This is a genomic window from Bacteroides hominis, assembly GCF_033042785.2.
Lineage (GTDB): Bacteria > Bacteroidota > Bacteroidia > Bacteroidales > Bacteroidaceae > Bacteroides > Bacteroides hominis.
Genome location: NZ_CP178829.1, coordinates 4,875,842 through 4,890,963 on the forward strand (window position 1 = coordinate 4,875,842; position 15,122 = coordinate 4,890,963).

Consider the following 15,122-nt stretch of genomic DNA (forward strand, 5'->3'; position numbering starts at 1 on the left):
TAAACAAGTACCAGTAGTACAATTTTAGAACCAATGAACGTCGTTTTCAACATCGCTCCAGAAAGGAGGTGTTCCAGCCGCACCTTCCGGTACGGCTACCTTGTTACGACTTAGCCCCAGTCACCAGTTTTACCCTAGGACGCTCCTTGCGGTTACGTACTTCAGGTACCCCCGGCTCCCATGGCTTGACGGGCGGTGTGTACAAGGCCCGGGAACGTATTCACCGCGCCGTGGCTGATGCGCGATTACTAGCGAATCCAGCTTCACGAAGTCGGGTTGCAGACTTCGATCCGAACTGAGAGAGGCTTTTGGGATTAGCATCCTGTCACCAGGTAGCTGCCTTCTGTACCCCCCATTGTAACACGTGTGTAGCCCCGGACGTAAGGGCCGTGCTGATTTGACGTCATCCCCACCTTCCTCACATCTTACGACGGCAGTCTCTCCAGAGTCCTCAGCATGACCTGTTAGTAACTAAAGATAAGGGTTGCGCTCGTTATGGCACTTAAGCCGACACCTCACGGCACGAGCTGACGACAACCATGCAGCACCTTCACAGCGGTGATTGCTCACTGACATGTTTCCACATCATTCCACTGCAATTTAAGCCCGGGTAAGGTTCCTCGCGTATCATCGAATTAAACCACATGTTCCTCCGCTTGTGCGGGCCCCCGTCAATTCCTTTGAGTTTCACCGTTGCCGGCGTACTCCCCAGGTGGAATACTTAATGCTTTCGCTTGGCCGCTTACTGTATATCGCAAACAGCGAGTATTCATCGTTTACTGTGTGGACTACCAGGGTATCTAATCCTGTTTGATACCCACACTTTCGAGCATCAGTGTCAGTTGCAGTCCAGTGAGCTGCCTTCGCAATCGGAGTTCTTCGTGATATCTAAGCATTTCACCGCTACACCACGAATTCCGCCCACCTCTACTGTACTCAAGACTGACAGTATCAACTGCAATTTTACGGTTGAGCCGCAAACTTTCACAACTGACTTACCAGTCCACCTACGCTCCCTTTAAACCCAATAAATCCGGATAACGCTCGGATCCTCCGTATTACCGCGGCTGCTGGCACGGAGTTAGCCGATCCTTATTCATATTATACATACAAAACAGTATACATACTGCACTTTATTCTAATATAAAAGAAGTTTACAACCCATAGGGCAGTCATCCTTCACGCTACTTGGCTGGTTCAGGCTCACGCCCATTGACCAATATTCCTCACTGCTGCCTCCCGTAGGAGTTTGGACCGTGTCTCAGTTCCAATGTGGGGGACCTTCCTCTCAGAACCCCTATCCATCGAAGGCTTGGTGAGCCGTTACCTCACCAACAACCTAATGGAACGCATCCCCATCCTTTACCGGAATCCTTTAATAATGAAACCATGCGGAATCATTATCCCATCGGGTATTAATCTTTCTTTCGAAAGGCTATCCCCGAGTAAAGGGCAGGTTGGATACGTGTTACTCACCCGTGCGCCGGTCGCCAGCAAAGAAAGCAAGCTTTCTTCCTGATGCCCCTCGACTTGCATGTGTTAAGCCTGTAGCTAGCGTTCATCCTGAGCCAGGATCAAACTCTTCATTGTAAAAGTATTGTTATATATCCCAATAAGGGACAATATTAGCTCTGTTCAGGATGTCGAAAATTTATTGACGGTCATTTTTCATATACCTATATAATAAGTATTGACGGTTCTAAATTTACTTGTACTACTTGTATTGTTTATCAATTTTTCAAAGAACTCTTCTTTTCGATTGCGCTTCGTTTTAAAAGCGGGTGCAAAGGTAAAAGGTTTATTTTAAAACACCAAATGTTTTGGAAGTTTTTTTTTAAAATGTTTTCCCGGTCTGTTCTCTGGCTCTCTTAGCGAAAGGGGAAAGGCACCGGAATAAAACGCCTTTTATCGCGAATCGGACTGCAAAGATAACGAATTTTAATATTAAACTCCAAAGAAAAAGGAGATTATTTTAGTTATCCGTTAAGGCAATCAATACGCGCCTGCAACATGTCAATTTCAATCGGCTCTCCGTCTCTTGGAAAGCGGGTGCAAAAGTACGCGATTTACCAATACAAGGCAAATATATAAGGAAGTTTTTTAAATAAAAATATAAATTTAGATGTAAAGGACTGAGGGAGAGGCAGGTTTTAGAGCATACTTTTAAAAGAGGGGGAAAGGGAAGGTGAAGGGAACACATTATTATAATATATAAGGAGGGAATTTTCAGGAGATAAAGGAAAGGATATGTGCTACGAAAGGGAGGAGAACGAGTGTTTTGGGGTGGAATTGCGGAGAAAAATAGGGAATTTAACGGGAGCTTGACGGAATTTAAACGGGAGTTAAACAGAAAATACGGCGGGATTTTGACGGGAATTGAATGGGAATTGAACGGAATCCAAACGTTAACATTGTTAATGCAGTTGGGGAGACATTTATTTTAGGGGCGGAAATAACAAAGCTTTTGCTTCGAAAAGACTTGTTATTTGAAGACAAAAGGCTTGATTTAACCCCCTGTTAAATCAAGTGACGGGAGGAGAAGAAACGAAAGAGAGAAAAGGATTGAGAATGAATACAATAGAGAGACAAGGGGTTCTTTTTTAGAAAAAGAGATAAGTAGTGGGCCGAAAGGGATAGTTGCGATTAGAACAAGTATGGGTGCAGCGGATTTTCAAAAGTAAGGTTTGGAGCGGAAGCGGGAGGAGTGCAATTACAAAAGACAAGAGAATAGCAGGACAGGCACAAGTTAAAGAAAGAAAGTATCAAAGATTGGATCATAGATTAAGAATCGGACATAAAAAGAAAGCACGTCTTCAAATATCCCTAAAGCAAATGTCTTCCTGTTAAAATCACCCTTTCAGGAAACAAAATCCCCTGCCCCATGTTACTTAACCAACTTAATTTTTATAACCTAAACCAAAAGAATTATGGCTAAAGAAAGTGTAAAAATCCTGCAAGGAAAGCTCGATGTAAAAAGTTTGATTGATCAGCTGAATGCTGCATTATCTGAAGAATGGTTGGCATACTATCAATATTGGGTAGGTGCATTGGTAGTGGAAGGTGCTATGCGCGCAGACGTACAAGGTGAGTTCGAAGAACATGCTGAAGAAGAACGTCACCACGCACAATTGATAGCAGACCGAATCATCGAATTGGAAGGTGTTCCGGTACTCGATCCGAAAAAATGGTTTGAACTGGCCCGCTGCAAATACGATTCTCCAACAGCATTCGACTCTGTCAGCCTACTGAACCAAAACGTTTCTTCAGAGCGTTGCGCCATTCTCCGTTATCAGGAGATTGCCAACTTTACAAACGGTAAAGATTACACCACATGTGACATCGCCAAACATATCCTGGCTGAAGAAGAAGAGCATGAACAGGACTTACAGGATTATCTGACTGATATTGCCAGAATGAAAGAATCGTTTCTTAAGAAATAAATAATGGTTTCTTCAAGAATGGAAAGAGGGAATACTCCGTCCGGGGTAGTTTCCTCTTTTTATTGTTACTCCTCACTGTAATAATCACCTTTCCTCTACTCCGCAGACATACCTAAATAATCATATTTTATGCACTCCGACCGTGACAAAACAAAAAACTATGCGACTTATGGGATGAATTTCAACTCAATTATTTATCTTTGTTAGCTTTAAAAAAGCTGGCATAAAAACAATATGTACAATGAAAGATTTCTTTAAATTTACGCTTGCTACATTGACCGGTATCGTACTATCGGGCATTGTTTTGTTTATCATCGGAATTGCGACGCTTGTCGGCATCATTTCGTCATCGGATACAGAAACTGTGGTAAAGAAGAATTCCGTAATGATGCTCGACTTGAAAGGTACACTGGTTGAGCGCACTCAGGAGAGTTTAGAAGGTTTACTGGGTAAATTTACCGGTGAAACAGCCGATACATACGGACTGGACGATATACTGGCTTCAATCAAGAAAGCTAAAGAAAATGATAACATCAAGGGCATTTATATACAAGCCTCATGGCTGGATGCTTCGTACGCTTCGCTACAGGCGATACGTAAAGCATTGGATGAGTTTAAGGAGAGTGGCAAATTTGTCGTAGCATATAGCGACAATTATACGCAAGGACTTTATTATCTTTCGAGTGTTGCCGACAAAGTGATGCTCAATCCCAAAGGCATGATCGAATGGCGCGGACTCGCTTCAGCACCTATTTTCTATAAAGATCTATTACAGAAACTGGGAATTGAGATGCAGGTATTCAAAGTAGGTACTTACAAGTCGGCAGTGGAACCTTTCACCTCCACCGAGATGTCTCCGGCCAACCGGGAGCAGGTTACAGCTTTCATCGGTTCTATCTGGAATCAAATATTGGATGGTGTTTCCGCTTCACGCAAAATAGGAAAAGATTCATTAAATATGTATGCTGACCGTATGCTGATGTTCTATCCGTCAGACGAAAGCGTAAAATGCGGACTGGCCGACACGCTGATTTATCAAAATGACGTACGCGACTATTTGAAAACACTTGTGAAAATCGATGAAGATGATCGCCTGCCCATCTTAGGGCTCGAAGAGATGGTTAACATTAAAAAGAATGTTCCTAAAGACAAGAGCGGGAATATTCTGGCTGTTTATTATGCTTCCGGTGAGATAACCGATTATGCCGGATCAGCAGCGTCTTATGAAGGTATTATAGGTAGCAAAATGATTCGCGACCTGCGTAAACTGAAAGAAGATGACGATGTAAAAGCTGTTGTATTACGCGTAAACTCTCCGGGAGGAAGTGCTTTTGCGTCCGAACAGATCTGGCATGCCGTAAAAGAGCTGAAGGCTAAGAAACCGGTCATCGTCTCAATGGGCGACTATGCCGCATCCGGTGGATATTATATCTCTTGTGCTGCCGACAGTATCATAGCCGAGCCAACCACTCTGACGGGTTCTATTGGAATCTTCGGCATGATTCCGAACGTTAAAGGATTAACCGAAAAAATCGGATTGACATATGACGTAGTAAAAACCAATCAATTCTCAGACTTCGGCAATCTGATGCGCCCGGTAAACAGCGATGAAAGAGCTTTGCTACAGATGATGATCGGCCAAGGATATGATTTATTTGTAAGTCGTTGTGCCGAAGGACGCCATATGTCTAAAGATAAAATTGAGAAAATAGCTGAAGGACGTGTATGGACCGGAGAGATGGCTAAAAAAATCGGATTGGTAGACGAATTGGGTGGAATAGGTAAGGCACTGGAAATAGCTGCACAAAAAGCCGATTTAAAAGGATACACCATTATATCCTATCCTGCCAAAAAGGATATTCTGTCTACGTTGCTTGATGTCCAACCCGGTAATTATGTAGAATCCCAAGTGCTGAAAAGTCAATTGGGAGACTATTATAAAGATTTCAGCCTGCTGAAAAATATAAAAGAACGCGCCATGATTCAAGCACGCGTTCCGTTTGAACTGAATGTGAAATAGCAAACTGCATGAAAGAAAACTCTATCAAGATACATAAATGGCTATATCCTGCTTCATGGTTATATGGGGCAGGAGTAGCATTACGAAATAAACTCTTTGACTGGGGAAAACTTCAGTCAAAGAGTTTTAATGTTCCTATTATTTGTATCGGGAACATCGCAGTGGGCGGTACGGGTAAAACGCCGCACACAGAGTATCTGATAAAATTGCTTCATGATGAATTCCAAGTGGCTGTATTAAGCCGGGGGTACAAGCGCCATACCAAAGGATTCGTACTATCAACAGCAGAAAGTGACGCCCGCAGTATTGGCGACGAGCCTTATCAAATACAATCGAAATTCTCCGATATCCGGGTAGCAGTTGACGAAGACCGCTGCCATGGCATCGAAAGGTTACTCACACTTAAAGAGCCTCCGGTCGAAGTTATCTTGTTGGACGATGCGTTTCAACATCGATACGTGAAAGCAGGACTAAATATTCTTCTGACAGATTATCACCGTCTGTTCTGCGATGACACCTTGATGCCTGCGGGACGCTTACGGGAGCCTGCACAAGCCAAAAATCGGGCACAGATAGTCATCGTAACCAAATGTCCGCCGGATATCAAACCTATTGACTACAATATTATTACGAAAAGGTTGAATCTGTTCCCCTACCAGCAGTTATATTTCTCGTCTTTCCGATACGGAAACCTGCGGGCAGTCTTTCCCGATTGTGCCACTGTACAAGAGAGAAAATTATCCTCCTTACAGACAGAGGAACAGATACTGCTAATTACCGGTATTGCATCTCCCGATACGATCATCCGTGAATTGGAAATACATACACGGAACATCGACTTACTCGCTTTTAGTGATCATCATAACTTCAGCCAGCGAGACTTGGCGCAAATAAAAGAGAGATTCGGTAAATTAAGAAAAGGGCAACGCCTGATTGTCACAACCGAAAAAGACGCGACACGCCTGATATACCATCAGGAACTGGATGATGGGCTGAAACCATTTATTTATGCCCTACCCATTGAAGTAGAAATATTACAAAATCAACAAGATAATTTTAACCAACACATTATTGGCTATGTTAGAGAAAATACAAGAAACGGCAGCCTTCCTGAAAGGAAAGATGCACACAAGTCCTGAAACAGCAATCATTCTGGGAACCGGACTTGGCAGTCTGGCAAACGAAATTACCGAAAAGTATGAAATAAAGTACGAAGATATCCCCAACTTTCCTGTGTCTACCGTAGAAGGGCACAGCGGTAAGCTTATTTTTGGTAAATTGGGTAATAAAGAGATTATGGCAATGCAGGGACGCTTCCATTACTACGAAGGTTATTCTATGAAAGAAGTGACTTTCCCGGTACGCGTGATGCGTGAACTGGGTATCAAAACATTGTTTGTGTCCAATGCCAGTGGCGGCACCAATCCTGAATTCGAAATCGGTGATCTGATGATTATCACTGATCATATCAACTATTTCCCCGAACATCCGTTACGTGGTAAAAACATCCCGTACGGTCCCCGTTTCCCGGATATGAGCGAGGCATACGATAAGGAACTGATCCGCAAGGCAGATGCCATTGCAGCAGAAAAAGGCATTAAAGTACAGCACGGAATATACATCGGTACACAGGGACCCACATTCGAAACACCTGCAGAATACAAACTGTTCCATATCTTAGGAGCTGATGCGGTAGGAATGTCTACTGTCCCCGAAGTGATTGTAGCCAACCACTGCGGCATCAAAGTTTTCGGCATTTCCGTCGTAACAGATCTTGGGGTAGAAGGAAAGATTGTAGAAGTATCACACGAAGAAGTTCAGAAAGCAGCCGATGCTGCCCAGCCGAAGATGACCACCATCATGCGCGAACTGATAAACCGTGCATAGATACTTCCTTATCATAAAATAAGATATATGAGAACAGAGATAGCAACCTTAGGTGAATTCGGACTGATCAAGCATCTCACCGAAGGAATTAAATTAGAAAATGAATCAAGCAAATATGGAGTAGGCGACGATGCAGCCGTCCTCTCCTATCCTGCCGACAAGCAAGTGTTGGTGACTACCGACCTCTTGATGGAAGGTGTACATTTCGACCTAACCTACACGCCGTTAAAGCATTTGGGATACAAATCTGCTGTGGTTAACTTCTCCGACATCTATGCGATGAATGGAACGCCCAAACAGATTACAGTTTCACTTGCTCTCTCCAAACGCTTCAGTGTGGAAGATATGGATGAATTTTACTCCGGACTCCGTCTGGCATGCCAACAATATAAAGTCGATATTGTAGGTGGTGACACCACCTCTTCTTTGACAGGGTTTGCCATCAGTATCACTTGTATTGGTGAAGCCGACAAAGATAAAGTAGTTTACCGTAATGGCGCCAAAGATACCGACTTGATCTGTGTCAGTGGCGACTTAGGTGCCGCCTATATGGGGCTGCAACTGTTAGAACGCGAAAAAGCAGTCTTTAAAGGCGAACAGGATGCTCAGCCGGATTTCTCCGGAAAAGAGTATTTGTTGGAACGACAGCTCAAACCGGAAGCCCGCAAAGACATTATTGAGAAACTGTCCGCCGCAAATATCGTTCCGACTTCTATGATGGATATCTCTGACGGACTTTCTTCGGAGCTATTGCATATATGTACTCAAAGTAAAGCAGGTTGCCGTGTCTACGAAGAGCATATCCCTATCGATTATCAAACAGCAGTTATGGCAGAAGAGTTCAATATGAACCTCACCACCTGTGCCATGAACGGTGGTGAAGATTATGAACTTCTTTTCACTGTTCCCATTGCCGATCACGAAAAAGTATCGGAAATGGAAGGTGTCCGCCTGATCGGACATATTACAAAGCCCGAATTAGGCTGCGCACTGATCACACGCGATGGTCAGGAATTCGAGTTAAAAGCTCAGGGATGGAATCCCCTACAGGAAAATAAATAAAAAAATCAGAAAGAAAAACTCTGATAATAAGCAGAATAGCTTTTTATCAGTGTTTTTTATTACCCTAAGGTTTGCAGAATTAAAAATTTTCACTACCTTTGCAACCGCAAACAAGAAAGGTGCCATAGCTCAGTTGGTAGAGCAAAGGACTGAAAATCCTTGTGTCCCCGGTTCGATTCCTGGTGGCACCACTTTAAAAGATTAGCAATCGGTTGTTTTGCAAAGCAAATCCCTGTATTTCAAACAAATACAGGGATTTTTTATTTCTTGCTCCCAACTAAATAGTACATTTCAACACATTTCAAAATGCTAAATTCGTGTGTATTATTGGAATCCCTAAAAATTGCACACGAATTTGATTATAAATCACTCGTTTTCATCAATTTACCCTATTCTTTAAGTGCACACGATTTTAATGTTTTACACTAAAAAATGAGTAGATATGAAACAGAACACATTCAGTATTATTTTTCTTATCAGAAAAACAAGATTAACGAAAAGAGGTGAAGCGCCTATCCAAATGCGTATTACAGCCAACGGCCGGTTTATAGAGCTAAATACTCAACGCAAAATAGAACCCGCCAATTGGAATCAAAAGAAAGAACGGGCCACCGGCAAAACTCCGACCCACCAGGAAATCAATCGATATCTGGAATGGCTACGTACCAGGGCTTACGAAATTCAAAAAGAACTATTTGATCAGAATGGCTATGCTGAGCCTGTGCTTATCAAAGAATATCTCCAAGGCAAGCATAATACATGCAAAATGTTTTTTGAAGTATTCGAAGAGCATAATGAACAGATGTCACTCCTGATCGGAAAAGAGTATAACGAAATAACCCTTCGCCGTTACAGGCTCTGCCTGCGTTATTTTAAAGAAATGTTATCCGAGGAAACAAAGGTTGAAGACATCCCCATTAAAAACGTTACAGGTGAATTAGTCCGCAAATTTGAGGCATTTCTGAAAATAGAAAAGAATTGTGCTCAAAACACAGTGATACGTTACATGAAATGCATGAAGAAAATAACAAACCTGGCTTTAGCAAATGGATGGATAATAACAAACCCCTTTGCCAGCGTGAAATTCAAAGAGAAGAAGGTTATCCGGGATTTTCTCACTATCAATGAGCTGAACATGCTTAAAGACAAAGAATTCGAAATTCCGCGTTTGGAAATAGTCCGGGATGTATTTCTGTTTTGTTGTTTCACCGGATTAGCCTTTATCGATGTATACAACCTAAAAAGTGAACATATCATTGAAGATGCGAAAGGACGGAAATGGATTCACAAACAACGCCAGAAAACGGATGTCGAATTCTTTGTTCCACTATTGGAACTGCCATTGGCGTTAATTGAGAAATACAAGGATCACGCTTTATGCAAACAGTCAGGAAAGGTACTTCCTGTGTTTGCCAACCAAAAAATGAATTCCTACATCAAGGAAATAGCTGATTTTTGTGGCATCAAAAAGCATCTGACAATGCACATAGCCAGATACACATTTGCCACAACCGTCACCCTGGCCAATAACATCAAACTCGAAAACGTATCTAAAATGCTGGGGCATACAACGACCCGTATGACGGAGCATTACGCCCATGTACTCAATGAATCCTTGGCTAATGATATGGATAAACTTTCAGGGATAATATCTCAATAAATGAAATTAAAAGACGAGCTCCACCTACTTTCTCGAGTTTTTGGAACTCTTCGACTGTTTATCAAAATATTCCGATAATGGTCAACGGTTAAAAACAGAGCGTTTCACTTGAGACTATTCACGTTGGGCTACCACCGTGGCACTATTCTGGCAGCCCTTTTCAATTCAACAGTAATAGAACTGTGCAATAAATTATTCTTATTTATACTAAACTTCTAATTCGTTTTTTCTTTTAAAATAATAAATAACAAAGTTATCATCTTTTCCGTTAGTCACAATCCAATTATTAAAATCCTCATTTGAATTTAGCATTTTAATGTATTTTTTCATTTTCAATCATTCCATATAATCTCCAAATTAATGAAGACCGTTGAAACAAAATCAATGCATTTACATACTCCATATTATCAACATATTTTCAGAACTTCTCCGAAACCGCTTGTTTACAGTTTTTTGATCCGTCCCGCCCATATTTTCATTTATAATTCCTATCTTTGCTCGAAGAATGGACATTCCTTAACTGAACTATCAGATTTACTAATTAAAAACTACCCGCAAATAAAGCTAACCGCACGATAGAGTGAACTTTGTTAGATTATAGGACGCAAAATGGAACTAAAGTACGTAAAACTATACCTGCTATGTATTCCGGTGGGTATCTTAACCGGAATCGTAACTATACCTTATCATTATTTGTTAGGTAAGGCATCTGACCTGCGACACCTTCTGTTTAATTCCGAGGTAAACTGGTGGATGCATCTTTTGGCTATATTTTTAATGTGGGTTATGGGATTAATCATACATTATGGTGTTAAAAAATGCCGTTCCATTTCCGGTAGCGGTATTCCACAAGTAGAAGGAGCCATTTATGGGAGATTCCAAATAAATCGCCCGTTTAAAGCGCTTGTTTTAAAATTCACAGGAGGTCTGGCAAGTATAGGGATGGGATTATCGCTCGGACGCGAGGGTCCTTCCGTTCAAATGGGCGCATTCGTGGCCCGCATAATAGGAAAATGGACTCATGCATCCGTCTCGGAACAACGTTATCTTTATACGGGTGGGGCAAGCGCAGGGCTCTCGTCAGCCTTTATCGCTCCTTTGGCTTCATCGATATTTATCGTGGAAGAACTGGAGAAATTCGATTCTGTGAAAATAATCATTACCTCACTTCTGGCATCGACTATAGCCGGGACAATGGCCGGTTGGGCATTCCCCGGAAACCTGTATGCACCGATCAACACCTCCTATCCTTCCGAACTTAGCATTGTCGGAATTACCTTGGCATTCATTTTATTTTCCTTGCTATTATCCTTGGTTGGAAAGCTCTTTAACAACTGTCTACTTTATTTCCAGCAGAAATACAGCCAAATACAAATGTCGGTATATTTAAAAGTGCTGTCAGTGGTTATTGTAACTTATATCATAGGTTATTTCTTTTCAGATTTGATTGCAGGTGGTGAAGATTTTCTTCTCAAACAAGCAGACACTACGGCATATACAGGTATACTGTTTCTTTGTGGCATCATCCTGCTTAAGCTATTGTTCACAGCACTCAGCTATTCAACGGGCTTTCCGGGAGGCATCTTCCTGCCATTGCTCGTCATCGGAGGACTGACAGGAAAGGTATTCGCACTTATACTTATCCGGCAAGGTTTTCTTTCAGCAGAACATTGCGGTTTCTTTATGGCTATTGGTATGGCTGCAGCATTCACAGCTGTCGTACGTTCTCCGGTTACAGGCATTATCCTGCTTTTGGAAATGACCCATAAGTTTGAATTGCTTATTCCAATGACAATTGTTGTAGGAATCACTTACTTTATCAGCGATATCGCAGGAGTAAGACCAATATATGACCAGCTTTATTTACGTTTACTGCCCAAAGAAAAAGAAGATTCAAATTCCCGGCACACCCTCTCATTCGAAGTAAATGCTGACTCATACATGCAAGGGAAAAAAATAGAAGACATTATTTTGCCCAAAGATTGTAAAATAGAGAATGTCGTACGAGAAGGAACTCACTTGCCTTTACATAATACTGTCACTCAACCGAAAGACCGGGTAGATATCAGCCTTCCATCATGTGAACTGGAAAAACTATACCGCACATTCAGGAACATGGCGAATGAATAATAGTACCAGCATTTTGAGTTGTTCCGTTTATTGGTGAAAACTGCGGAAAAAGTTCAATTGACTAATTGCCAATAAGTAAAGAGTAGAAAGCAAGATAACAGGTAACGAATTAGTAACGCAACTCCGGTTTAAGTTGGCTTTTTAATGGTTTCACCTGACTTCGCCCCGGTCATTCAATTACGTTTAAAACCCTTATCCACAACCTTCTTTCTCTATTCTTCCCTCAGTCTCAATTTTAATTCCTATCTTTGGACACAAACAACACGCTTCAAAGAAACAGTTATGAATATCAGAACCTTATTAATTTTAGTATTGCTATCCTGGGGGATAAATGCCAATGCACAGGAAAATTCCACAAATGATGATATCATCATACAGACATTTCCGGATTACAGCCGGAAGTCTAACACAACGGCCAGAAGCGCGGAAGAACAGAAGGTTATGGAATTAGTCGAGCAATACATATCGAACACTCTGCATGAATATAAAACAAAGCCAATGTATTACCTGAAAATAAAAAAATCGGAATGCCATATAATAGTCCGCATAAACGACATACCGGTATACGAGGATTTTTCCGATTACGACTGCAATTATGATGATTATGACGGTACATTATATCCTGTCAATAGCTGTCTGCCACGCAGCGGAAAACAAACATTTAGCGTAGAGATATATCCCACCGGCCAACAAGACCATATCTCAGATGACAGTTCTGTAAGCCTCAAAATATACCATTGTCCCGACATAGATAAACCGGAAGCTGAAACCAACTTGATTGAAGAACTGAAATTACCCGATAATATAGGTACACAAAAGCTGAAATATTATACCGCTTCGGCAACTTTTGAGGCATCGCTGCCTTTTGATTACAGTGATAAACTCACCAAGGCCCGTGACCTGACACAAATACCCGACTTAGAAGAAAAGGTACTAAAGCAATATAATAAGATACGGCAATATTTAGTGGACTGTAACGAATTGGCCTATCAGACACAGTACCTCAGTCATATCATTCCTTACATGGACATGCGTTATAACAGCCGGCAAGAAATAATAGATAAATTTTGTTATACGGAAATGTTTGATAAAACATCAGTCAATAGGAAAGTTGCGCCCATTACAGATTTTGAAATGGTGATTTGCGGGAATGGTAAACTGGTCATGCTACGAAATAAATCGGAAAAGAATAGTGTATTGCAGATAAAGTCCGACATAATCAATGAAGACGGATGGAGCATACCTAACAATATAATCATACCTATTATACTATATATACCCGAAAACAGTGATAAACTGGAAATATACATGTGACAACAGGCCTATAGATGATGGATATTTTTAAATATGATCGTGTTTACATCAATTTCAGAGGATGCTTATGGTAGACACAGAGAGTTTGTTAAAAAAATATTCAAAGTTGATGAGACGTAAACATAATCCCAAATAGTTTATGAACAGATAGAATTAATCAACTGAAGATATACTAATATAGATAGTAAAACGATGAAAAAACTATTTTTAGCGTACATGGGACTAATAATGCTTAGCGGGTGCTGGTCATTTCAAAATAAACAAACGGAGACAGATTCACAAACAGAGAGTAAAGCTGGTAAAGCTAATATTAGCGTTTTAAACTCCGACACAAATAATCATGTGAGTGAAGCGAATAGTGATGAACCTAAATTATTTGTGAATGAAACAGATTGGAAAGGTTTAAAATGCGAGAAATATTCGGAGGATGATGGATACACGACCATTCAGAAGTGCATTTTTCCAGACGCTAATATGACACAAGTGTATGATGTCATTAAGCGAATCAATGAGAATCTGAAAGATACACTACCACAAAAAGACATAGAATACATTTCTGAAGTGGATAAATATATCAAGGTTTGCTATAAGTACAAAACAACAAATGACCTCTTAATAGAAATAGACTACCAAGGAGGGGTTACCTGTTTTGAAATTATGCAGAAGGATAAAAGTATTATCACCAGAATAACTTATGCGGCTGATTAGATAGCTTAACTGTGAGTTATAATTTTAGATGCAAAAAAACAATCAAAATGAGTATTAAAGTATATGATAAAGCAAGGGGTACATTTGCTTGGAGATTATGGCATGAGCCTGATTCGGACAAAAGTGGCTGTACAAAAGAAAAAGATAAAGCAATAGAACTTAGATTAATAAATCAACCGGAGAATTTAAATTTATTATATGAAGATGAACATAATTATATAATAGATGATGCTTCTTTAATGAATGATAATAATTCCTGAAAATAAATAGTATGAAAGTAAATATGCTGTTTGCATCAATTGCATTATGTTTGGCTATTCATTGCTTTGGAGGCAGTAAAATTTCTTCAGATACACAACCTCAGAAATCAGTAATACAGTCAAAAGACACTGTTGTTAATGTGTCTGAACGTTTTGCTATTTTGTATAAAAAATATGATAAAGATTTTAAGTTATGGTATAATCCATATATCATACGTCTTAAAGAGAGAGATACCGTTAAAATAGCAGAATTCTCGTATGAAAATGGAGGTGAATTGGATCTGCGTATCTCTCCGAGTAAAAGATTTGTTGTGCTGGATAATATTATAAAAGGTTATGTAGAAGACGGGGATGAAAAAATATTGCATGAAAATTATCTGTGTGATATAATAGACCTTGAACAAAGTATTGTTGTTGGCAGTATGCAAACACATTGTGGAGGAGAGTGGGATGAAGATGACAGGTGGGTTGATGGAGGTGAAATTATCTTTGATGGCAGTTTGTTGAAGAAGAAATAGATATAGTTGATAACTCTGAGTACAATAATTTTCCGGAAAGCGAAATCCGAGAAATTGTTCATGAGCTAACTGATAAGCTTGTCTTCTACAATATCAAGATTAAGAAAATGATTGACTTATCAA

The 15,122-nt window shown here is 40.6% G+C and carries 11 protein-coding genes, 1 tRNA gene and 1 rRNA gene; 12 read left to right on the plus strand and 1 reads right to left on the minus strand.

From position 1 onward, the window contains the following. Nucleotides 1–61: 61 nt before the first annotated feature. Nucleotides 62–1,590, minus strand: a 16S ribosomal RNA gene (locus R3O62_RS20495). A gap of 1,337 nt (nt 1,591–2,927) precedes the next feature. Between R3O62_RS20495 and R3O62_RS20500 the strand changes: the two genes are divergently transcribed. The 12 genes from R3O62_RS20500 to R3O62_RS20555 all read left to right on the plus strand — a co-directional run bounded on the left by R3O62_RS20500 (nt 2,928) and on the right by R3O62_RS20555 (nt 14,999). Next, entirely contained in the window at nt 2,928–3,440 is a 513-nt protein-coding gene (locus tag R3O62_RS20500) for a ferritin-like domain-containing protein (protein ID WP_005782541.1), read from the plus strand. A gap of 241 nt (nt 3,441–3,681) precedes the next feature. Beyond that, on the plus strand, nt 3,682–5,460 hold the full coding sequence (gene sppA / locus R3O62_RS20505) for a signal peptide peptidase SppA (protein ID WP_032530609.1): 1,779 nt from the start codon (nt 3,682–3,684) through the stop codon (nt 5,458–5,460). 8 nt (nt 5,461–5,468) lie between these two features. Then, entirely contained in the window at nt 5,469–6,599 is a 1,131-nt protein-coding gene (lpxK, locus tag R3O62_RS20510; RefSeq protein WP_032530607.1) for a tetraacyldisaccharide 4'-kinase, read from the plus strand. Further along, nucleotides 6,538–7,347, plus strand: a complete 810-nt coding sequence (locus R3O62_RS20515) for a purine-nucleoside phosphorylase (RefSeq protein WP_005789915.1) — start codon at nt 6,538–6,540, stop codon at nt 7,345–7,347. The genes lpxK and R3O62_RS20515 overlap by 62 nt, the downstream gene beginning before the upstream one ends. Nucleotides 7,348–7,374: 27 nt before the next feature. After that, nucleotides 7,375–8,409: a thiamine-phosphate kinase gene (gene thiL, locus R3O62_RS20520; protein ID WP_005789917.1), complete on the plus strand. Its 1,035-nt coding sequence runs from the start codon at nt 7,375–7,377 to the stop codon at nt 8,407–8,409. Nucleotides 8,410–8,527: 118 nt separating this feature from the next. After that, a tRNA-Phe gene (locus R3O62_RS20525) sits at nt 8,528–8,600 on the plus strand. Between the two features lie 251 nt (nt 8,601–8,851). After that, on the plus strand, nt 8,852–10,069 hold the full coding sequence (locus R3O62_RS20530) for a site-specific integrase (RefSeq protein WP_032530312.1): 1,218 nt from the start codon (nt 8,852–8,854) through the stop codon (nt 10,067–10,069). Between the two features lie 609 nt (nt 10,070–10,678). Next, complete coding sequence (locus tag R3O62_RS20535) at nt 10,679–12,199, plus strand: ClC family H(+)/Cl(-) exchange transporter (protein ID WP_032541219.1); 1,521 nt, start codon at nt 10,679–10,681, stop codon at nt 12,197–12,199. Nucleotides 12,200–12,481: 282 nt separating this feature from the next. Continuing rightward, entirely contained in the window at nt 12,482–13,513 is a 1,032-nt protein-coding gene (locus R3O62_RS20540; protein ID WP_032530314.1) for a hypothetical protein, read from the plus strand. Nucleotides 13,514–13,705: 192 nt separating this feature from the next. Further along, nucleotides 13,706–14,221, plus strand: a complete 516-nt coding sequence (locus tag R3O62_RS20545) for a hypothetical protein (RefSeq protein WP_137569171.1) — start codon at nt 13,706–13,708, stop codon at nt 14,219–14,221. A 47-nt stretch (nt 14,222–14,268) separates the two neighbouring features. Continuing rightward, entirely contained in the window at nt 14,269–14,481 is a 213-nt protein-coding gene (locus R3O62_RS20550; RefSeq protein WP_032530316.1) for a hypothetical protein, read from the plus strand. An 11-nt stretch (nt 14,482–14,492) separates the two neighbouring features. Continuing rightward, nucleotides 14,493–14,999, plus strand: a complete 507-nt coding sequence (locus R3O62_RS20555; RefSeq protein WP_032530317.1) for a hypothetical protein — start codon at nt 14,493–14,495, stop codon at nt 14,997–14,999. Nucleotides 15,000–15,122: the final 123 nt, after the last annotated feature.

Excerpts from the sequence above, each read along its gene's own strand:
- thiL (WP_005789917.1), top strand. The coding sequence starts at position 7,375 with ATGAGAACAGAGATAGCAACCTTAGGTGAATTCGGACTGATCAAGCAT.
- R3O62_RS20550 (WP_032530316.1), top strand. The coding sequence starts at position 14,269 with ATGAGTATTAAAGTATATGATAAAGCAAGGGGTACATTTGCTTGGAGA.
- R3O62_RS20545 (WP_137569171.1), top strand. The coding sequence starts at position 13,706 with ATGAAAAAACTATTTTTAGCGTACATGGGACTAATAATGCTTAGCGGG.
- R3O62_RS20540 (WP_032530314.1), top strand. The coding sequence starts at position 12,482 with ATGAATATCAGAACCTTATTAATTTTAGTATTGCTATCCTGGGGGATA.
- R3O62_RS20555 (WP_032530317.1), top strand. The coding sequence starts at position 14,493 with ATGAAAGTAAATATGCTGTTTGCATCAATTGCATTATGTTTGGCTATT.
- R3O62_RS20535 (WP_032541219.1), top strand. The coding sequence starts at position 10,679 with ATGGAACTAAAGTACGTAAAACTATACCTGCTATGTATTCCGGTGGGT.
- R3O62_RS20500 (WP_005782541.1), top strand. The coding sequence starts at position 2,928 with ATGGCTAAAGAAAGTGTAAAAATCCTGCAAGGAAAGCTCGATGTAAAA.
- sppA (WP_032530609.1), top strand. The coding sequence starts at position 3,682 with ATGAAAGATTTCTTTAAATTTACGCTTGCTACATTGACCGGTATCGTA.
- R3O62_RS20530 (WP_032530312.1), top strand. The coding sequence starts at position 8,852 with ATGAAACAGAACACATTCAGTATTATTTTTCTTATCAGAAAAACAAGA.
- R3O62_RS20515 (WP_005789915.1), top strand. The coding sequence starts at position 6,538 with ATGTTAGAGAAAATACAAGAAACGGCAGCCTTCCTGAAAGGAAAGATG.
- lpxK (WP_032530607.1), top strand. The coding sequence starts at position 5,469 with ATGAAAGAAAACTCTATCAAGATACATAAATGGCTATATCCTGCTTCA.